We start from the raw sequence: 20,716 nt of genomic DNA, 5'->3' as shown, positions 1-20,716 counted from the left end.
GAGGTATTAAGTTGACCATTCGTTTTGTGGAATCCTCAAAACTGCCCACCTCTTGGGGTATGTTTGAGATGCACGGTTTCGAGGAAGTGGAAACCGGAAAAGAGCACGTAGTGCTCACCATGGGTGACTTCGATACCGAAGAGCCTCTGTTGGCCCGTATTCATTCTGAGTGCCTGACCGGGGATGCACTTTTCTCCCTGCGCTGTGATTGTGGTGCCCAGCTACAACATGCGATGCATCGCATAGCGATGGAGGGGCGTGGAGCTATTTTCTATCTCCGCCAGGAGGGCCGCGGTATCGGTCTGTTAAATAAGATTCGCGCTTACCACTTGCAGGATTGTGGTGCGGATACGGTGGAAGCCAATGAGCAGTTGGGCTTTGGCGCCGATATGCGGGATTACTCAATTCTGAAAGCAATGATCGAACACCTGGGTATTCATGCCATTCGCTTGATGACCAATAACCCGCGTAAGGTAAAAGCGCTGGAGGACTTGGGCATCAATGTGACTGAGCGTCTGCCGCACCAGTCCGGACGTAATCCCCACAATGCCAAGTATTTGTCCACCAAAAAAGGCAAACTTGGTCACTTGATCGAAAATGAGGATGAAGAAGGAAAAGAGGAAAACTAACTTTCACTTTTCTTTAAGCACCCCAATAAAAAAGGCCGGAGTTATCCGGCCTTTTTTATTTTGTAGAAATTAATTAAAACTGGGTTCGAATATTTTAATTTCGCTTTTAAACTATTCAGAGCCTTTTAATTCTTAAAGACCTTGCCCCCTTTCATCACAAAATCCACATCTAAAAGCTCATCGATATTATCCAGTGGCGAGCCATCGGTGGCGATAATATCGGCATACTTACCGGACTCAATGGTGCCCAGTGAATCGCTCATATCGATCAGGTCGGCGGCGTTAACGGTAGCGGATTGCAGGATGGCCATATTGTCCATACCGGCTTCACTCATCAGTACCGCCTCGCGGGCATTGATGCCGTGCTCGGATACACCTGAGTCGGTACCGAAAGCAATTTTTACTCCGGCATTGACCGCTTTACGGAAATTGCCGCGCATGTCTGTGCCAACACGAATGGCTTTTTCCTTCTGAGCCTCAGATAAGACATCGGTATTTTTTGCCAGCTGTACCACGGTATCGCCGGCGAGAAGTGTCGGAACCAGATAAGCGCCGGTTTCTTTAAATAGCTTATGGGCGCGGGGACCTGCGTAGGTGCCGTGCTCAATACTGTCTACACCAGCCTCCAGTGCGGCGATAATGCCTTCTTCCTGGTGCGCGTGGCTGGCCACCTTGCGGCCCATACGTTTGGCTGCAAGGACCACCTCTTTTAACTCATCCATTTCCATCTGCTGACCAGTTCCGGTAGCGCGATCGGTGAGCACACCACCGGTAGAGGTAATCTTGATAAAGTCAGCACCATATTTGATCGCATGGCGGGTCGCGCGTCGGCACTCGTAGGGGCCGTCGCATACAGTTTTGGTCTTGTCATCATGCAGCTCCATTAGCTCTGGACTGACCCCGCTGATATCTGCGTGGCCACCAGTTATTCCCACCCTGCCGGCTGCAACAATTCGCGGGCCATCTACCCAACCTTTATTGATCGCATCGCGCATCGCATACATTTCTTCACCACTGTTACCAGCATCGCGCACAGTGGTAAAACCAGACTCCAGGGTTCGCATGGCAAACATTTGCGAGCGCATCTGGGTCAGCGGCATGGACATCTTGAGAGCCTCGGTATCATTTTTAGGGCCCAGCTCACCTTGTAAATGCACGTGCATATCCATTAAGCCCGGCATTACGAAACTATTCTTAAGATCAATGACTTCAGCGTTATCCGGGCTTACATAACCGGATCTGACAGCACTGATCTTGCCGTCCTCGATAATTACACTTTGCTCTTGCAAAGGTTTCTCACCGGGAACGGCGAGGAGTGTGCCTGCATGGATAACAGTAGTTTTTGCCAGTGTCGCGGATGAGAGAAGAGTTGCGATGCCGCAGAGAAGGAGACGCTTCATGATTTGTACACCTATTTATTATTTAGGTACACGCTAAATCAATCTGCGGAATATGACAATTGCGAGTTGATTACTTGGTTAGAGCCGGGAAATAGTTTCTAAAAAATGAAAAAAAGGCCGGAAAATCCGGCCTTTTAAAATTTATGAAGAATTAATATCTACGGCGTGGCTGCACAAATACTGCGGTAGTTCGGCCGGGCAGAGTAAAGGTGCCGCTGCTCCTATCAAATTTTACTTTGTGCAGGCGTGAGTCTACTGATCGGCGCTGACGTGGGTGCTTGAACAGGTACTCACCAATAAGGTTTTCGCTGGTAAATTCCAATGATTCGTCATCGCCATTAAACAGCACCACAATACGTTCAAAGCGGCGATCGATGCTGCCACTGGAATCGGATAACTCCATCACAATCAGCCCAGGAATCTGGTCGGGTCCGGTGTTGAGGAAATTGAGATGTGCTTCTACGGACTCTGCATCAGACAAGCGGAACAGGGGAGAGCTGTTGCGAATCGCCAGCTGCTCGCGGAATAGAGCAGAGCTCCACAAGCGGTGCCGGCGCTCGGGAGCCAATTCCGGGTTTGCCAGTAAAGGTTGCATCAGGGACCAGTTATCTTCATTTTTATCTGCGATAGGTAAACCCGCAGCCCAATTATCGGTGGCGAGGCTGAAGTCCAGTGCATTAAACCAGTCACCGGAGTTGTAACTGTCCCGATCCATCGACTTTGAGCGCAGGAAATCCTGGCCTGCGTGGATAAACGGCACTCCCTGGGCGAACAGAACCAGGGAATTACTGAATGCCTGGATACGCACTCGTTCAGCCAAGTCGGCGCTGTCACTGGCTTTGATCTGTACTCCGTCGAACAGCGTCTCGTTGTCGTGGGCGGCAATATAATTAATGGATTCCTGCGGGTCGGCGGTATAGCCGGTGGGCTGGCCGTTATAGACCAGCTCGCTGCCGGTAATGATATTGCCGTTGGCATCTTCAAAAGGATAATCCGCCAGGTTGCCGGCGAGGGAAACGCGGACTTTATCTGCCAGGGTTAGCAGTGTGGCACGCTCATCTTCTCCCTCAAACTTACCGTTGCTGTCGGTGAACAGACCGGTACCAAAGCCCTGCTCCTCAAAACCTCCAAAGGGGTTGCCGCCACGCACGGAATCGCGCAGGCGATCGTTAAAGGTGCCGACACCGCTGCCGGCCATATTGCCCTGGCGGGCCTGTACAAAGCGAGCATCGTCAGCCACTTCGCCAAAATTCCAGCCCTCGCCGTACAGGTAGATAGCTTTGCCGTCGACACCATCGGCTGCCGGGGTCAGTGATTGCAATGCCGCTTGCGCCTTGAGGATATTGTCGAGGCTGTGATGTCCCATCAGATCGAAACGGAAGCTGTCCACCTTATAGGCCCGGGCCCAGGTGACCAGGGAATCGATCATCAGCTTTTCCATCATGGCGTGCTCACTGGCGGTATTGGCGCAGCAGCTGCTCATTTCCACACCACCCTCCAGATTGCGGCGATGGTAATAGCCGGGGACGATTTTATCGAGTACGGAGTTGTCGTATTGGCCATAGGAGCTGGTGTGGTTGTAAACCACGTCCATCACCAGTCGCAGGCCGGAGTGGGATAGCCCTTGCACCATTTGACGGAATTCGCGAATGCGCGCAGGTCCATCGGGAGCGCTGCTATAGCTGCCTTCGGGGACCGTGTAGTGCAATGGATCGTAGCCCCAGTTAAAGCCATCGGTATCGCGAATAGCATCTACCTGGGCCTGCTGCTCGCTGCTGTCCGGCGCGTAGTCTGAGAGGTCCGGGGTTTGCTGCTGCTGGGTGCGATCCTCATTGACTGTGGCAAAGTCAAAGGCCGGCAGCAAGTGGATATGGGTGAGGCCGGCGTGGGCCAGTTTATTGAGGTGGCGCATGCCGTCGCTGTGCTTGCGGGTGAAAGCCTTGAAGGTGCCGCGCTCTGCTTCGGGGACAGTTTGATCCGCAATACTGAAATCGCGCACATGCAGCTCGTAGATACTGATGTCTTCCGGCTGGGTTAACTTGGGCTTGCGCAGACGATCCCAACCGCGCGGCTTCAGGTCCCGGTCATCCAGGTTGACGATCTGGCTTTTGCCGCTATTGATGGAGAGACTCAGGGAGTAGGGGTCGGTGACCAGGTTGGTTTCAATCTGACGGCTGAAGTAGGAGTACACCTCGACCTCATAGAGATAAAAACTGCGGTCCCACTGCTTGTCGATATCGGCACTCCAAACCCCGGTAGATTCATCGCGCAGCATGGATACCACCTGATCGGCGCTGTCGCTGCTGGAGTCTGTAAACAGGTGCAGTTTTACTGCCCGTGCGGTGGGAGCCCAAAGATCGAGCTGGATATTCTCCTCGCCGACACGGGCACCGAGTTCACCGTCGTAGTAAAAGCGATCATCGAGCGCGCCTGCCATCTGCACACCAGTCGCATCCAGTAACGTGCCCTCCGCATCGTAAGCGGCGAGGGCGAGTTGCTGGGTTACCAGATCACTAGTGGAAGCCTGCCCCGGCAATTGCCAGGCACTGAAACTGGCCAGGTGCGGGAATTTTTGTTGGGCGCTGTCGGGCAGGGTGGCGAGAGGGGTGAGATCGATGGTGCCATCGGAACGGATATCACCGTCCTCCAGTTTTAGCTCGGCGCTGTTGCTGTAGTGCAATTTAACCTCGATACCTTCCTGCACCTGGATATCCCAGGCAAAGCTGCTGGTATCCACCCAGTGAGCTTTATCGCTGCTCAGGTCACCCTTGGCGAAGCCATCACTACTGACGGTGACTTCTTTACTATTCGAGTCAAAAGCAAAGTAGATTTCGTCGTAATCGGCAGCCACGGTAAAGCTGACGTTAGCTCCATTGTTTCCGTAGCTCTCCTCCCAGCCTTCGTGCAAGGCTACCTTGAATTCATAGGAACCGGCAGGCAGTGCTGAGGTGATAAAGGTGTAGGTGCCATCTCCATCGGCATCCTGCATCCAGCTGCGCAGGCAACCGGGTTGCCAGTCTCCCGGGCACCCCAGCAGGGATTGGAAGTTGCCGGCTACAGTAGCGACCACGCTATTGTGGTTGTCGGCGATCCAGTGACTCTCGTGGTCGTAGATAAATTTAACTTCGCGGGCCTCATCCAGGCTAAGGGAAATATTACCGCCGTCCCGCTGGCCGCCCCAGCCATAATTTTCATCCCAGCTGTTGTTGAGAGCGGCTTTGTACTCCCAGTTGCCGGCGGGTATCCAAAAGTTGCCTTGCCATTTGTCGTCTTCGCTGTCATAGCTGAGCAGGGTGGCGACACAACCTGGTTGCCAGTCGCCATCGCAGCCCAGTTGGCTTTGTAGGTTGCCGGGAATATTGACCTCTGTGGGGTCTGGTGTGTCAGATGCCCACACCGGTATTTGGATGGAGCAGAAGACTGCCCCCAGAATCAGCCCGGCCTTTGTGCCGGGCCCTGTAAATTTTGTTGTTGGCATAGCGCTTCCCATTTTTTGTTGTACTTGTTGCGGTTCTCTCAGTTGGTATTGAATCGCAGTCACGCATTGACGGCCTCCCACCCCGAGGAGGTGGAGGTCTGGGGGAGGTGGTTGGGGGTGTCATAAAACCTTTATAGATTCGTCACTTGGTGGAAATACCCGCAGGAGAAGATGCTTCTCGAGTAAACGCGATGGCGAAAGAAAAAGCCGGATCTATACTCAGCTGATCGGGTTATGGTGAGTCGAGAAAGGTGATGCACTCGCTGTAATCGGATTCGAAGGCCGGCTTTTGCCGGCTTTGCTTTTTATGGCGGGGCAATTACTAAGAGGCTTCCCGGGATTATCCTTGCTCCTATCCCCGGGTAGTGCTAATTTGCCCATAACCCGCCAGGTACTTTGGCGGAATCCAGAACTCAATGACTGCGGAGGATGATTGATGATTGTTGCAACCCTCCGTCGGGTCCAGTAGCAGCCTCCAGCTGCCCACGCCCGGCGATAGATTCCTAGACGTCGGGCTTTCCCTGAGAAAGCTCTGTTGGCCGCGCATGTGCGGTCGCTTGGTGCTTTATTGCGCCCAGAGGGTTTCAATCTTGAGTAAATCTCGCTTTACCCGCCGGTCTGTTAATAGATTCGGCACTAAATCCCCATCTATCAAAATTGAGCGGGAAGCTTCTCCGCTGCAAAAACTCGGTTGGAAGCCTTTTTTCCAACAGCAGCTGACGCTCGAAGAACTCGAGCAGTGTTTGCCGCTGCGGGTTATGGCTGTACACCGCAGTCGCCTGGAGTTGGCCGGCGAGCAGGGGGCTGTGTCCCTTCCGCTAACCGGGAGTCTTGTGGCTAATTTGCCCGCAGTGGGGGATTGGCTGTTGTTAGAGAAGAGCAGTGGATATTTCGTGCGTTTGTTGAGCCGCAGCAGCCAGTTTGAGCGCATGGCACCTGGGGGGCATCAGGTGCAGATGATCGCCGCCAATGTCGATAGTGTTTTTATTGTTTCCTCCCTGAATGATGACTTTAACCTCTCACGTATTGAGCGCTATTTGGCTCTGGCTCGGGAGTCTGGTTGCAGCCCACACCTGATACTGACTAAGACCGATCTGTGTGAAGATACAGCCCCTTTTCTTCAGGCATTGCGTCCATTCGGCGAATTACCCGCTGCAATGGTAAATAGCCTGGATCGAGAAAGCGTGGCACAGCTGCGCCAGTGGTGCTTACCTGGGGAAACTATCGCGCTGTTAGGTTCTTCTGGAGTGGGTAAATCCACTTTGCTAAATGCGCTGTATGGCGAACCCCTGGCTGAGACTGGGACCATTCGCGAAGCCGATAGTAAAGGGCGTCACACTACACGGAAACGCTCTCTTCACTCCCTGAGTTGGGGAGCGCTGTTACTCGATAGCCCTGGAATGCGGGAGCTGGGGTTGGTGCATGTTGAAGATGGCGTGGCGGAGACTTTTTCTGATATTGAGGCCTTGTCCAGAGAGTGTCGCTTCTCTGACTGCCAGCACCAGTCAGAGCCAGGCTGTGCGGTACAAGAGGCAATAACGGGCGGTTCGTTGGATGATCGGCGCTTGCGCAATTGGCAAAAACTGCAACAGGAACTAAGCCGTAACGGTCAAACTCTCGCGCAGAAACGGGCAGGGGAGAGAGCGCTATCCCAGATGTATCGATCTGTGCAAAACCAGGCACGTAAACACAAATATTCAGAGGATTAATAGAACTGGCGCCCGGGAATTTTCCCGGGTGCTTCTCAATTAATGAGAGAGTTTTAACGTGACAACGCCTAAGATAATGAGCAAAACTCCCAGGTAGCGTCCAAGGCTGGTGGAGTCTCCAAAGAACAGCACTCCTACCGCAAAGGCTCCGGCGGCACCAATTCCTGTCCAGACCGCATAGGAAGTACCAATAGGTATCTCTCGCTGCGCCAGCCACAGAAGAAATCCACTGACCCCAATAAATACCACAGCCATAACCACACCCAGAAGGCGGGTGTTACTGCCCTGTGAAATTTTCAGTCCCAGCACCCAACCAATTTCGCATAGTCCGGCGAGTATTAAGTAGAACCAGGCCATGATATTCCTTTAAAGAGACTCGGCGATTTGCTTCTAGCGGAGAAATCAATGTTGACATGTCAGTAAACAAGTCTTTCCCGTATTAGAACAGATATAGTTGAGAATAGCTGAGATAGCTTTATTGAAAGTCAGGTGGATAGCTGTGCCTCGCTCCCATCCAGTAATTAATCTCAAAGTGCAGCCGGACCTGTTTGAGCTCTTAAAACGCAATCTATTAGTTACATTGCCAAGTGCATTGTTTCGGAGGAAGTTGGAGCATGCTAAATAAATAAAATCTTTACTGAGAGGGCTTTGCATTGTTTTCCAGATGAAATCAGGAAAACGATAAAACTGTGCGAAAGTCTATTTAAATCCGAGCCCAAACTTGCGCGAAATGAATTTTTCTATATTATTGTAATGATAATTATTATCATTTGGTGCTGGTTCAATACCCCTGTAAATTTAAAATAACTATCAGATAAAGTAATTAAAACTTATGTCAAATAGATTGCCACCTGAATGGGCAAAGCAAGATGCAATAATGCTCACTTGGCCTCATGCGGATACTGATTGGAAGCCGATACTAAGCGAAGTAGAAGCGGTTTATGTTTCTATTTGCGAAGCTATAACTGCTCGACAAAAACTGGTAGTCGTTTGTCATGATGAGGTTTTAAAAAAACATATTAGCCAGCTATTACATGTGGCTAATGTAATAATTCAAAATATTCAGTTTGTTGTTGTTGCCACAAATGATAGTTGGGCGAGAGATCATGGCCCAATTTCAGTAGTGAACAGCCAAGGAGAAGTTGTTGCTCTCGATTTTACGTTTAATGGATGGGGAAGCAAATACCCGGCTGATTTAGACAATCAGATTAACCAGGAAATGTTTAAGCAATTGGGTATCTGTAATTGGCGGAAAATTGACGTCGTTCTTGAAGGTGGAGCAATAGATATTGATGAAAAGGGCAACCTTTTAACGACTGAGCGCTGTCTGCTAAATAAAAATCGTAACCACCGCATGACAAGAGCGGATATCGAGGGACTGCTAAAAACTGAGTTAGGTGCAAAGAATATTCTATGGCTGGATCATGGCGCATTAGAGGGCGATGATACAGATAGTCATATCGACACTCTTGCACGGTTCGCACCTGGCCAAACTATTGTCTATCAGGGCTGTAATGAAAGTGGTTATCGTTTTTTTGATGAACTTGAGAAAATGAAGCAGAGTTTAGTACAAATGCGCTCGCTTGATGGGAAACCATTTAATTTGCTGGAATTACCATGGCCTAGCGGACAAGCAAATGCAAGTGGCGAGCGTTTACCTGCCACTTATGCCAACTTTCTAATTATCAATGATGCGGTACTAGCTCCTGTATATGATGTTGAAGAAGATACTGAGGCGTTACAAACTCTCCAGATGGCATTTCCGGAGCATCAGATAGTTGCGGTTAATTGCCGGCCCATTATCGAACAGTTCGGTAGTTTGCATTGTTTAACTATGCAGCTGCCGAAAAACCTCTTGGCTAATTAGGCGTTAAAAAAAATTTTTTGCATCTAATCTAAAATTAAACAATCTAGCGAATTTATTAATGAGTAACATAGTTAAAGTGGCACTTGTTCAGCAAGATAACACTGTTGATTGCCAACAAAATATTGATAGGTCAACTCAGGGAATACGTGCCGCAGCGAGTGAAGGTGCTGATTTGGTAGTGCTGCAGGAGTTGCATCGTAGCCTATATTTTTGTCAGTCAGAAGATGTGAGTTTATTCGATTTAGCTGAGACGATCCCTGGACCCAGTACGGATTATTTTGGAAGGCTTGCAAAAGAACTCGGCGTGGTCATAGTGACCTCTTTATTTGAAAAGCGTGCTGCAGGTATTTATCACAATACTGCAGTGGTATTGGATAAAAATGGCTCTATTGCCGGAAAGTATCGAAAAATGCATATTCCGGACGATCCGGGATTTTACGAAAAATTTTATTTCACGCCTGGTGATTTGGGCTTTGAAGTTATAGATACGAGTATTGGCAAGTTGGGCATATTGGTTTGTTGGGATCAATGGTTTCCTGAAGCTGCCCGACTGATGGCAATGGCTGGAGCAGAATTACTGATTTACCCAACCGCAATTGGATGGGACCCGCGCGATGATGCGGCTGAGCAGCAACGGCAACTTGAAGCCTGGAAAATTGTACAAAGGTCCCACGCGGTAGCGAATGGCGTACCAGTTATTAGTTGTAATCGTGTGGGCCATGAAAGTGATTCCAGTGGAAGTTCTGCCGGCATTGATTTCTGGGGTAATAGCTTTATCTGTGGTCCACAGGGCGAGCTACTTGCCTGTGCAAGTGAAAGTGATGGTGAGATACTAATTGCGAATATAGATATGGAGAAAAGTGAACAAGTACGTCGTATTTGGCCATACTTGCGAGATAGACGTGTCGATCATTACCAAGACTTAACGAAAATTTACCGTGATTAAGAGTTGATAGTTTGGGTCTGCCAGATTTCCTAGAAATTAGCAGACCCAATTTACTAAATGGCTAGTGATTCGCGACACTGCTGAAGTTGTTGAATTAGGTATCTATCTCTAGCTAGTGTTTCTTTACAGTCATCACCAAACCATTCCAGTGAAGCTTCAATGTTGCGGACTCTCTTGTCTGGATGTTGACTAATATGACTTACGAATTCCTGATAGTTAACAGCGCCATCAAACAGCGGGACAATACCTTCCCGCGAGCCAGAAGCAGAATATACATTAGCAGGCGAGAACACATTCAGGAATTCTGCAGAACTTACATTTTTTAAGTGGATATGATTAATATTATCTTTTAAAGCCTCAAAAGCTGGGATCACTTCAGTTTTTGATTCCCAGACATGGAGTACGTCAAAATTGATTTGAAGGTTGTCACAAGCAACGCTCTGTAATAAATGCTTTGTTGCTGGGACGGAATCCGCATATGTATTGGGATGTGTTTCAATAATCAAGTTGAGATCATGTCGGGACATCCATTGACAGACCTTGCGCAACGTCTTTGTTAATCGTGCAAAGCCATGCTCAGATGTGTTTGCGCTTGCCTCGGAGCCGGCAAAAGTCCTAATTTTCTTAGCACCCCAATGTTTTGCTAAGTAACATAAATGTTCTACTTGTTTATGTAACTCAGCTTCAGTGGCATATAGTGCTAAATAATCACTTAACATCGTGATTTTTAGGCCGTAGTCCGCCAACCAATCTTTATTATATTCTGGTTGAGAGGCGAGGTTTTTTGCGTGAGTTCCCCACAATTCAATACCCTGAAAATGATTATGCTTCGCCCACTTTGCCAAATGATCAATTGAAACCAGTTGATGGCGAAAAGAGATTGTACAGATAGATAAAATCATATGCACACCTCATTGGAACGTTCTTTGTTAGTAATAGCTACATGGTTTTGCCATTGTTGAAATAATGTATGTAGCTGACCTTTGATTTTAAATTCTCGCTGATCTTGTTGATCCAGTAGCTGCATGATTTCTGTTTTAATATCTGTCGATGATTCGGATGGATAGTTTCCTTCAGTAGCGTAATTCGCGATTTTCATAGAACGAAATTGAATCTGCTTATAAGTGGAAACTAACTCTTCAATAATGTCGCACCATGTTTCAAATTCATCAAAATCCAAATTTAGCTGCAACATAAAATATGCTAAGCCGTGTTCGTAGGCATACTTTCGAATAGCCAATACGGGAAGCTGAGTGAGAGCACGGCTTAAATTAGAGGGGCTTAGCTGACTTTCAGGAGCCAAATGTGCCTTGACAATTTTTCGCACAGCATCCGTCATCGGATTATTGTTTAAGTTCAAACAGGTAGTAAAATAGTCATGGATTGCCTGATTGGAGCTTGGTTTAATTTGGCTGCTATCAAAGATATAACCGCCAGCAACAGCATCCGACTCAATTGCGTGTAATACTTGTTTTTTATTTTGCTCTCCTTCCCAGCGAAAATCAGGATCCCACATAAATAACATTTCTGGATTTTGGCTATTTTCCAGCATTACGTAGTGAGGGAATGGATTCTGGTTAAACTTATTTTCGCGTTCTGGCAACCTATACATATCTAGCATTACCATTATGTTCTGACTGGCAGATTTATTGTCTAGTAATGTTAGTAAGGTGTTAATATTGTCGCTTTTGGATAAGCCTTGGTTGTACCAGGACTTTACCTCGACACCATAAATTTTCTCGAACCAGTTTCGAAAGAAGTCATGGTTCAAATTCTCAGCGTGATAGTTGATACAATAATCATTATCAACTACAACATCGGCGTCCCATACACCAAAATAAAATGGTCTATGGTCAACATGATCATTTGCTTTGATACACTCGCATAGACAACTCACAAAACAATGTACTTTAATATCCTCAAACTCTTCTGTCTGCTCTTCAGCTTGTTCTGCTGGAGCTATTTCGACCCCTGATTTCTCTTGAGGATCGGTATGTTTGGGAGAAGCGCCATTCTCGCTCTTATAGTTAACCCGGCCTAATATAAACTCACTAAAGCTATCGACTGTATCAAAATCCTTCAAGTTCAAGGCTTCATCGGGTATATCAATTCCCAGCTTTAATTCCAAGCTAATAAGTACTTGCAGGATCAGTACGGAATCAAGGTATAAATCTTCATTTAGCTTGGAGTGAAGCTGAACATCTTCTATATGTGTTAGATTCAACTCATTAGTAAGTATGCTCTGAATCGAATCTACTATTTCAGTCTTTTGCATAATTAATATATTGTTTGTTTGCTCAATAGATAGCCCCTACTTACTAGTTGGCTCTTTCAGCTTGTTTTCCTTCACTACTTTTATTTGTTCTGGTTAGTATGTTCTGTTGATAGTTCAGCGCAATCTGCTTACGGTTCACTTTACTGTTAGCCATTCGCATTATCTCATCGACCGGCTGTAATATTTGCGGTACTTGAAATAGTGCTAAGTGTTGACTGCACCATTGGCGTAGTTCGGAGGGGTCTATTGCTGGGGAAGCGACATACTGTAGGCAAACTCGTTGGCCCGCAAATTGATCATCTATCTTAAATACCACTACATCATTAACTTGCGGGTGTTCAAGTATGATATCTTCTACTTCTGCAGGATATACATTTAGCCCTGATACGATGATTGTGTCATCCATTCGTGCAAGAAAATGCAGCCGACCATTTTCACTCAAATAGCCGACATCCTGTGTTTTAACAGTTTTAATTCCTGATGCAGTTTTTACATAAGCAACTATCTCTTGCTGTTTATTGTCGAGATTACCACAGGTAATTTCGACATGAGGTAATGGCTTTCCTTGATCGTTAGCAGCAGATAAATCCTGTCCTATACTAATACAGCCCGCTTCAGAGCATCCATACTGTTGATATAAGTTTTCTACACGTGCCTGAATCTGCTCAAATACCTGTTGTGGCATAGTGGAACCTGAAGTCATAGCAGCAAATAGTTTGCTATTGGCCGGCCATAAACGTAATAATCCCTGCAACATTACCGGAGAAGAATACAAAAGCGGACGCTGACAACTCTGCAGCTTCTTGATAAGGTATTTAGGATTGATATTGCTAATTATCAGTGGTGACTGACCCCGATTCAGAGCAACCATTACGCCACAAATTAATCCATATGAATGGGTAACGGGACAAGCGACAACTGGAGTCATGCTGTCCGGGTCGCTGAAAGCCTGGCAATAACTCTTTACCTCAATATCAATATCCGCCCAGCTTCGCAATATGCATTTTGGCTCACCTGTGGTGCCGGAGCTCATTTGAATAATACCTGCTTCAGATTTATTCAAATTAGTTGCCGGTAGCTCAATTAATCCTGCTAAGTCACCATAAATCAGCAATTCGCAGCCAGCTTTTTCTGCCATACGCTTTGCAGTATCCTTTGGAACACTGGGGTGGATAGGCATGGCAGATATTTTCTTTGACTTTAAGTAATAACATAGAGTCAACCAAATAAAATTATCTTCAACACATACCGCAACAGCGTTACTCTCATTAATAGTATTTATTGAGACATAGGACTGCTGTTGCTCGTTAAAGTCTTCTTTACTATAAAACTTATCATTTATTGTAAGCATAGGATTTTCCTGGTACTGCTGGCACTGATATTGATGTCTTGGAGGTTTCCTTTTGGGTATCATGTAAAGCAGCGTCTGCTAACGGATTTCTTATGTGATGATGAAATTCTGTTTCACGATTCCCGCGAAATTTCTTATCCAATAGTGATTCGGTTTTAATTTCCGGTTGGAATAAATCGATTTGGGCTATGCGCTTTTGATCAGTTAAGTTTGATTGCTGATATTTTCTAAAGCTGTGATAAACTGATTTCCAGAATTCACTTTCTGGAAATTGGTAGTAATCTTCAAGTAATACGGCCAAGTCAGATAAATTAAAAACCAATAAGGTATCTACTAAAAGTTCGCGCAAAGCTTCGACACTTTCCATCCAATAATATTGGTTTGGCCCGCCAAAACTATATTTTTCCTCGAAGTCAGTAAAAGTAGGCGCTAATTCCGGTTGTGCTAAGTAATTGTGAACGTACTCCATGCTTTCATGAAAATCGCGCACTATAACTTTTTCAGGCCAACCATCTTTATGTTGCAATAAGATATTTTGCCCGTGCGCCTCAATTGCAATACCGTGATGAACTAGTAAGTGCCATATGGGAATAATCACCTTTTCGAGCAGGTTCTCCAGCCAACTATGACAACCATATTCGGCAATCCAGGGCTCGATAAAAGGGCTGCCATCTTGTTCTATTATACTTAGGGCTACAAAAGGTATTACAGTTTTCTCATCACAGTATGAGTGCAGGCTCTGTCGAAAAATTACACCCAATTGACCATCGAGATTCTCAATCCATTCCTGATGTTCAGTGCCATCATTTGTAGGCCTTATTCCGGCGTACTCCGCCAGCAAAATCATATTTTGCTTCAGGTAGTTATCCGACTCCAGAATTTGTATTAACCAGTTTGATATAGCTGGTGCAGTACAAATAGAGTGACTTTCTATAGTGCGTAGTGAAGAAGTATTAATTATATTCAGAGGTAGTTTTATATTAGCTTTTTCAGGATGGCTAATATTTAATAATGTACGAATAGAAATGCTGGCTTGATATTGATCGCCAGCCTCTCCAAGGTAAAATACTTGTCCATCAGCAATAGCGGGCTCAAGTTTATCTTTTAAAAACTTCCACTGCCATGGATGGATGGGCATCAATGAAAATGCAGTACTATCGGAAGTTAGATTTTTAATTTGTGTATTTAACTGCTGGTAACATTGTTCACCAAGCTCAGTTTCCCAAAATATTTTTTCAGTTACAGAGTTAAATCGACGCTTCAAATAGCATCGTCTAATCGCCAACCAATGTAGTTGAAAATTATTGCCAAACTCTGGACCATAAAGTTTATGATCAAGCTCACTAAACCCAGTTCGTGCCTTGAAGCATGGATGATAAGGGTGCCCTTCATCAATTGCAGACTCTAACTGGGTATATGTTAATTCACGACGGCTTATATGGCGGTTTAAATGCTTATTGTTCCACTGGCAAAGTTTAACAGTTTGTTCAAGCTCAATTGCGAGCTTTTTCTTTACTACTACTGAAGTAGGCAAGTCCTCAACAAGGGCATTTAGTGTTATTGGTTGCCAATCAATGCTTTGAGATATATTTTTTATCCATTGTGCCTGAAGTTTTGTATCTACATGCTTTTCATCTCTTTGAGAAAAAAACATTTCTTCTGCATTGATTCTAATTCGACTAAAACCAGAAATTCTTCCTGAAGCACGATAAAAAGATCTTCCTAATGTAAAATAGAAAAAACCATCGTGATAAGAGTAATCACAAAGATGCTCGAACAACAATGCTTCCAGGAGCTGGCGAATCACTCTTTTTTCTTCAGCTAAGTGGCTGTCAGAATTTTTATAAGGAGAGATTTCTAAGTCTTGTTGAGATAAATGCTGCTGTGGGTTAACTGTGAGCAAGAGTCACCTCGTTAACTTGCTTATGGGTAGTCAAGCTTTCTTGATGCAGGTCGAAGAAAGGATTTCGTATATTAGTGTAAACAGCTAATTCTTTTTCCGCTTCCAGCTCATCAACATCTTCAACGCGAGTTAGAAGGTTTCCCTTGCAGGGAATACTAGAATTATTAAATAATCTATCTGTAAAGTTTTTGCCGACGCTTGTCAGTACCCTAGAATTTAGAAAATTAAGCTTGCTGTAACTTAATTGTAATAGTTTATTCTCATCAATAAGGTCATCTTGTCCCATACGGCCAATAATTGAGAATAACTGATTGACAAAAAGATAGTATCCAAACCGGTCTGCAATCATATTGTCAGGATAAAATAAGTCAGGATTATTCCTCAACTCAGGTACAGCTTCGAGCAACTTATCCTGCATTTTTTCTGACAAGTAGAAACCTTGATTGTCTCGGTAGTAGTATCTAATTGGACAGTCATCATAAATAGTTAATAGAGAATTTTGTTGATGAGCTTCTAAACCAATACCCTGACTATCGTAAAGTCTAATTGTTGGTTCAATTGCACATTGCCAATAACAATTAAACCATTTTAACGCTGCTTCCTCTACGCTAATGCCCTGCTTGGAAGCCAAGCTTAAAACTTGCTGCGCTAATTTAGACTGAGTTCCGGATAAGATAGGGTCTTGTACCAATGCAGCGATTGAAACTGTGGGTAGTTCTAGACTGTTTGTATCTCTACTGAATGGATTTTGCCGTATAATAGTTTCAAAGCCTGTTTCCTGCATATTAGGTAATTTAACAGTAATAAAGGCAGGATCTTCAATTAAAACAAACTGTGGAAATTTTTGCTTGAAGTTGCTTAATGAGAACAACTTTCCAACATTTAATCCCGGATCTAATTCGTGAGCCATATTTTTTCTTAGCGAATTAGTTATTTTTACAGGGATCGAGAGCTTAATCATATAATTCAGCTCACTGCAGTACAAAGTGCGGACAGAAGAAGTGGGCGTAAACATCTTACCCATAAGACCTAAGTCGACAATTAATCCGTCACGTTGTAAATGCTGAACATAGTCCTGGTGTAACAGCCACTGTGCTTGTAGGGGATGTACAGGTATTAGTTGTTTATCGATATCAATATCGATATCGGCCCCTAATATATTATTGATAATTTCCTCAACGCTCTCGTCGAGTAAAGAATCTTGCTCCAGAAGATCTTTTGACACGGCAAAAAAGTGTAATTGAAATTTAGATTTCAATTCCGGCGTATACTTTTCATGTTGCCAAGAGTGAATGCCTTGGCGTGACTTGGGTGTTGGATGAAGCCAATGTCCAAATAACAGAGACTGTTCAGAACAAATATAATCGGAGCTATTAAGTGTAGGATCATCTAGTCGCTTAGTAAGATAATCCTGCATGATTTGAAGACTTTCTAAAGTGCGATTTAATAGTTCTATTTTGTTGGCTGGAGTATTTGGCTTATTGTTTTGGTTATTATCTTTTGCATAAATGTTATCTATTAACATCATAATCGCAGAAGTAAAATCTATGGGTTGCCAATTCCATTGATTTGCTAATTTGCGATAGCTTTTAGTAAATACATGTCGGCCGACAATTGAACGATAAGAAGCCTCTAAAGCAAGTGTAACTCCAGTTCCGTTCAAATAAAGTTCTAGTGCATAACCATTTTCTTCTTCAAGGGCCACACCAGTTTGTAATTGCCAATCAGAGCTTGTATGCCAAACACCGGGGTCAACTTCTCTTATATATGCATTAGCAAATGCCTGAAAAGAAGCCTTTTCCGCCAGCTCTTTTGCGGTGAATGGCATGACGATATTCTCCTGGAGATACTAAGTAAAAGAACTTACCCAGATGATAATGATACACATTCTCACCAGCAAGTAAGTTTACAATTGTTACTATTGTTTTAGAGCTGTATCTCACTTGGCGTTACTTAGACTGAAGTTTGATTTACTTTCAGCTTCGTAGGCCTGTATTGGTAGCAAAAATAGGCGGCCAACAAAAAGGTGCACCATTCTGCTAATGGCAGTGCAACAATAAATGATAAATCACTTATTGCTGCTGGTAATAAGTGCCAGCTGGGCAACATATAATAAAAGGCAATCAAAAATACGGCGGGGAATAATAAGCTGCGGTTAATAGCAACTAAAGCTGAAGGTTTTGGTTTGTGTATTGCTGTTAAGTAACAGGTTAAGACGATGTTAGTCCCATTAATTAAAAATAGTGGAAGCAACAATGGCAGCAATTGCATGCTGACTCGGGATATTTCCTGATCTTGTTCATTGGTAAACCAACTCAGAACAGTTTCTGGCCAAAAAACGAGCAGCGCAACGATTATGATACCCAGGCAGATGGTACTTAATATTGCAATTGACAAAAAAGATTTCACTCTAGTTAAGTGCCGAGCGCCAAAATTTTGACTGACAACGATATGAAGTGCATCAGCTAAACCATAACTAAGCATGACACTTAAGAAAATGAAGTAATTGACCAGAGTAAATGCCGCTACACCATCTACGCCTAGCCGCATTATCATTAAAGTATTTAGAATGAAAAAAATAATACCAACAGATATCTCGTTTATAAACTCTGATATACCGTTATAAGCTGAGTTAAGAAGTAGCTTCCAGTTTCTTTGTTGTAATTCGAACTTAAGTGTTCTTTTCTTGCTAAAAAAATAACGGCTCAATACTAAAAATTGTATAACTTGTGCTATTGCAGTTGCATAAGCAGCCCCAGCTAATCCGAATTCCAAGTACACGATAAACCAGGCATCGAGAATAATATTGAGAACAGCGCCGATTACTAATGCACATGTGGCTAATATCGGATGGCCATCAGCACGTACAAAATAATACAGCACCATTGTGGTTAACTGTAAAATGAACACCCAGCGAATGACGTCGAAATATTCCCTTGCTAATACAGCAACCTGGGCTGAAATATTGAGTATTTCAAAAAGTAAATCGTTGAAGGCTAAGCTGCCCAGCGCTAACAGAGTGTTAATAACCACAGCGGCAATAAGGGATTGGCTGAAGATGGCGTTTGCTGTTTTCGGATCTTTCTCACCTATGGCTTTACCTACGCTCACAGCCCCGCCTATTGCCAGCATGATGGCAATAGCTATCAACAAGGTGAAGTACGGGATCATTAGAGTGATTGCAGCGAGAGCGTCTGTACCTATGGTGTTGCCGACAAAAAAGCCATCAATCAGGTTGGCGCTTGTTATTGCAACTAAGCCGACTATTGAAGGTAGTACATAGTAAAAAAAAGTCTTGACGATACGACCGGAAAGCGCTGGATTTTGGGCTGACATTAAAGTGTCTCAAATCATGAGAAAATAGGTTCTGAGGCAGTATTATATATTCCACTTGTTGCAAATGATAGTGATTATCATTAATATCGGTGAATTTAGGTTGATACATAAAGCTGCATCGTGAAGTTTTGATGTTCTAAATGTGAACAGATTTGTGTTATAGCCAATGCAATATTGTGTTGGGCACTAAGCATGCTGGTGGCGTGTCCCGGGCAATGGTTGTACAGGAAGTGCGCAGCAGTATTGATGTTTTGCAGTGCTAAATGTCCTGGTAAGTCATATGTGTATCCATTGAAAATAGTTTAGAAAATGTACTATTAAAATTACTGTCAGACGTCAAAAGTAAGAGCTATGTGTAGGTTCCAGTCGGGTTCCCCCATATTAAGGTCGTCCGTGGGCGAGAGTATTTTTGCGCTATGAATAATTTTGGATTCAAAAAATTCAAGTTTTAATTTGGTTGTGGATAAGAGGCTGTTGTGGCAACTGCGCATATTTTAATATTGGAAAGTGATACTAAAATAAGCAGACAATTGAGCGGCACTTTGCAAAAGCAAGGATTTGATGTCACTCAATGTCAAGATGTTAGTGATGGGTTGATGGTGATGCCCGCAGACTATTTTGATCTTATTTTAGTTAATGCGTTTTTGCCCACCAATGATGATTTATCACCTTTACAGGCTATACGTAGCTGGGGCCAAACGCCTGTAATTGTTCTCTCTTCAGTTAATACAACGGCAAAAAGGATAGAGAGCTTTCGGCAGGGGGCTGATGATTTTATATCCAAACCGATTGATTCCACTGAGATAGTGCTGCGTGTAAACGCAATACTGCGTAGGACTCACAAGGGGGAAAGTAACATTGAGGGTGAGATTGATATCGATCATTTAAGGTTATTAAAATCAAGGCAGCAGGTTTTTTATAGGGGAGATAATTTAGCGTTTACACCTATTCAGTTTCGATTACTTTGGATACTCGCTGAGAACCGATTCAAGGTAGTTAGTAAGCAATTTTTATATCGTGCGGTACTCAACAGGCAATTTTCCCGTTATGATCGAAGCCTTGAGATGCATCTTAGTCGTATCAGGAAAAAGTTTATTGAAGTTGGTATATCGGCTGACCGCTTTGCTACGATTCATGGCAAAGGTTATAGATTTTCATAATAAAAGACTAGCTTAAGTTAAACGGTAAATTTAGGTGTACTAAGTATCGGTTTAGGCATTATTCAAGTATTTTTTCCTTTCTAAAATTCTAATCAGGCTTGTTTAACATCAGCAAGCTTAAAGCTGTCTTTGAGTTCAAAACGTTTTAATTATCGACGGTTTTTATTAGCTATTATGCTCCCGTAACAATTGTAAAAGTGGTTTTTTTCGGCCATGAAAGCAATTAACATCTTTGATAATGATTATCATTACCAAAGGTGTTAATTGCTGAATACATCTTTTCGTTTAAAAGTTGGCTCGGCATAAAGTGAATTAATTAAGAAGTGGGGATATGAGCACTATTAATAAAGTTGAGGCTGAGCATGATAGCCAATTTTTAGCTTTTTCAACGGTAATTCACATTGACAGCGAGAGGATGATTAGGCGTTTATGTAAGCACTTCGCTCACAAAGTTAATGCCCACTGGAGCAGCGAGTGCGGCCATATTGAGTTTGATATGGGTTTCTGTGATATGAACGGAAGTGGAGATCAATTGGATTTGTGTTGTGGTGCTAACTCTGATGCGGAGTTAAAAGAGATCATAGATTGCATTGATTCCCACTTCTTACGATTTGCGAAAGGTGTGGAATGTTCACTTCAGTGGAATCTAATGAATTCTTAAT

Annotated in this window: 15 protein-coding genes; 6 read left to right on the top strand and 9 right to left on the bottom strand. The window is 44.3% G+C overall.

The window, feature by feature from the left end:
• The first annotated feature begins 11 nt into the window (after positions 1-11).
• The gene (ribA, locus tag ACJJI8_RS02965; protein ID WP_108734569.1) at positions 12-629 is read left to right on the top strand and encodes a GTP cyclohydrolase II; all 618 of its coding nucleotides are present in this window, start codon (positions 12-14) and stop codon (positions 627-629) included.
• 125 nt (positions 630-754) lie between these two features.
• Here the strand turns inward: ribA and ACJJI8_RS02960 are convergent, their stop codons facing one another.
• Both ACJJI8_RS02960 and pulA read right to left on the bottom strand, forming a co-directional pair.
• Positions 755-2,029, bottom strand: a complete 1,275-nt coding sequence (locus ACJJI8_RS02960) for an amidohydrolase family protein (RefSeq protein ID WP_444934218.1) — start codon at positions 2,027-2,029, stop codon at positions 755-757.
• A gap of 151 nt (positions 2,030-2,180) precedes the next feature.
• Positions 2,181-5,507, bottom strand: coding sequence for a pullulanase-type alpha-1,6-glucosidase (gene pulA / locus ACJJI8_RS02955; protein ID WP_444934217.1), 3,327 nt, complete (start codon positions 5,505-5,507; stop codon positions 2,181-2,183).
• A gap of 590 nt (positions 5,508-6,097) precedes the next feature.
• Here pulA and rsgA point away from each other — a divergent pair.
• Positions 6,098-7,216: a ribosome small subunit-dependent GTPase A gene (gene rsgA, locus ACJJI8_RS02950; RefSeq protein ID WP_444934216.1), complete on the top strand. Its 1,119-nt coding sequence runs from the start codon at positions 6,098-6,100 to the stop codon at positions 7,214-7,216.
• 39 nt (positions 7,217-7,255) lie between these two features.
• On the opposite strand, the gene ACJJI8_RS02945 is transcribed toward rsgA, so the two are convergent.
• Positions 7,256-7,573 carry a DMT family transporter gene (locus ACJJI8_RS02945; RefSeq protein WP_108734565.1) on the bottom strand — a complete coding sequence of 106 codons (318 nt, stop codon included), beginning with the start codon at positions 7,571-7,573 and terminating at the stop codon, positions 7,256-7,258.
• A 475-nt stretch (positions 7,574-8,048) separates the two neighbouring features.
• Between ACJJI8_RS02945 and ACJJI8_RS02940 the strand changes: the two genes are divergently transcribed.
• Positions 8,049-9,083 carry an agmatine deiminase family protein gene (locus ACJJI8_RS02940; protein ID WP_444934215.1) on the top strand — a complete coding sequence of 345 codons (1,035 nt, stop codon included), beginning with the start codon at positions 8,049-8,051 and terminating at the stop codon, positions 9,081-9,083.
• Between the two features lie 58 nt (positions 9,084-9,141).
• Positions 9,142-10,029 carry a carbon-nitrogen hydrolase gene (locus tag ACJJI8_RS02935; RefSeq protein ID WP_413663377.1) on the top strand — a complete coding sequence of 296 codons (888 nt, stop codon included), beginning with the start codon at positions 9,142-9,144 and terminating at the stop codon, positions 10,027-10,029.
• 53 nt (positions 10,030-10,082) lie between these two features.
• Here ACJJI8_RS02935 and ACJJI8_RS02930 read toward each other — a convergent pair whose 3' ends face one another.
• The 6 genes from ACJJI8_RS02930 to ACJJI8_RS02905 all read right to left on the bottom strand — a co-directional run bounded on the left by ACJJI8_RS02930 (position 10,083) and on the right by ACJJI8_RS02905 (position 18,894).
• Entirely contained in the window at positions 10,083-10,931 is an 849-nt protein-coding gene (locus tag ACJJI8_RS02930; RefSeq protein ID WP_444934214.1) for a sugar phosphate isomerase/epimerase family protein, read from the bottom strand.
• On the bottom strand, positions 10,928-12,304 hold the full coding sequence (locus tag ACJJI8_RS02925) for a DUF6005 family protein (RefSeq protein ID WP_413663375.1): 1,377 nt from the start codon (positions 12,302-12,304) through the stop codon (positions 10,928-10,930). The genes ACJJI8_RS02930 and ACJJI8_RS02925 overlap by 4 nt, the downstream gene beginning before the upstream one ends.
• 43 nt (positions 12,305-12,347) lie before the next feature.
• Positions 12,348-13,655 (bottom strand): AMP-binding protein, encoded by a 1,308-nt coding sequence (locus ACJJI8_RS02920; RefSeq protein WP_444911553.1) that lies wholly within the window; start codon positions 13,653-13,655, stop codon positions 12,348-12,350.
• A complete protein-coding gene (locus ACJJI8_RS02915) occupies positions 13,639-15,558 on the bottom strand; it encodes an IucA/IucC family protein (RefSeq protein WP_444934213.1) in 1,920 nt (639 codons plus the stop codon). Before ACJJI8_RS02915 ends, ACJJI8_RS02920 begins: the two co-directional genes overlap by 17 nt.
• Positions 15,545-17,386 (bottom strand): IucA/IucC family protein, encoded by a 1,842-nt coding sequence (locus ACJJI8_RS02910; RefSeq protein ID WP_444911551.1) that lies wholly within the window; start codon positions 17,384-17,386, stop codon positions 15,545-15,547. The genes ACJJI8_RS02915 and ACJJI8_RS02910 overlap by 14 nt, the downstream gene beginning before the upstream one ends.
• Positions 17,387-17,511: 125 nt before the next feature.
• Positions 17,512-18,894: an MATE family efflux transporter gene (locus ACJJI8_RS02905; RefSeq protein WP_444911550.1), complete on the bottom strand. Its 1,383-nt coding sequence runs from the start codon at positions 18,892-18,894 to the stop codon at positions 17,512-17,514.
• Positions 18,895-19,370: 476 nt separating this feature from the next.
• Between ACJJI8_RS02905 and ACJJI8_RS02900 the strand changes: the two genes are divergently transcribed.
• Together ACJJI8_RS02900 and ACJJI8_RS02895 are read left to right on the top strand one after the other, a co-directional pair.
• Positions 19,371-20,054, top strand: coding sequence for a response regulator transcription factor (locus tag ACJJI8_RS02900; RefSeq protein WP_444934212.1), 684 nt, complete (start codon positions 19,371-19,373; stop codon positions 20,052-20,054).
• Positions 20,055-20,385: 331 nt separating this feature from the next.
• Complete coding sequence (locus ACJJI8_RS02895; protein WP_444934211.1) at positions 20,386-20,715, top strand: DUF2218 domain-containing protein; 330 nt, start codon at positions 20,386-20,388, stop codon at positions 20,713-20,715.
• Position 20,716: the final 1 nt, after the last annotated feature.

Source organism: Microbulbifer maximicatervae (SeqCode) (assembly GCF_052467695.1).
Note: the sequence above shows the minus strand (reverse complement) of the source record. Positions and strands in the feature narration are given on the sequence as shown.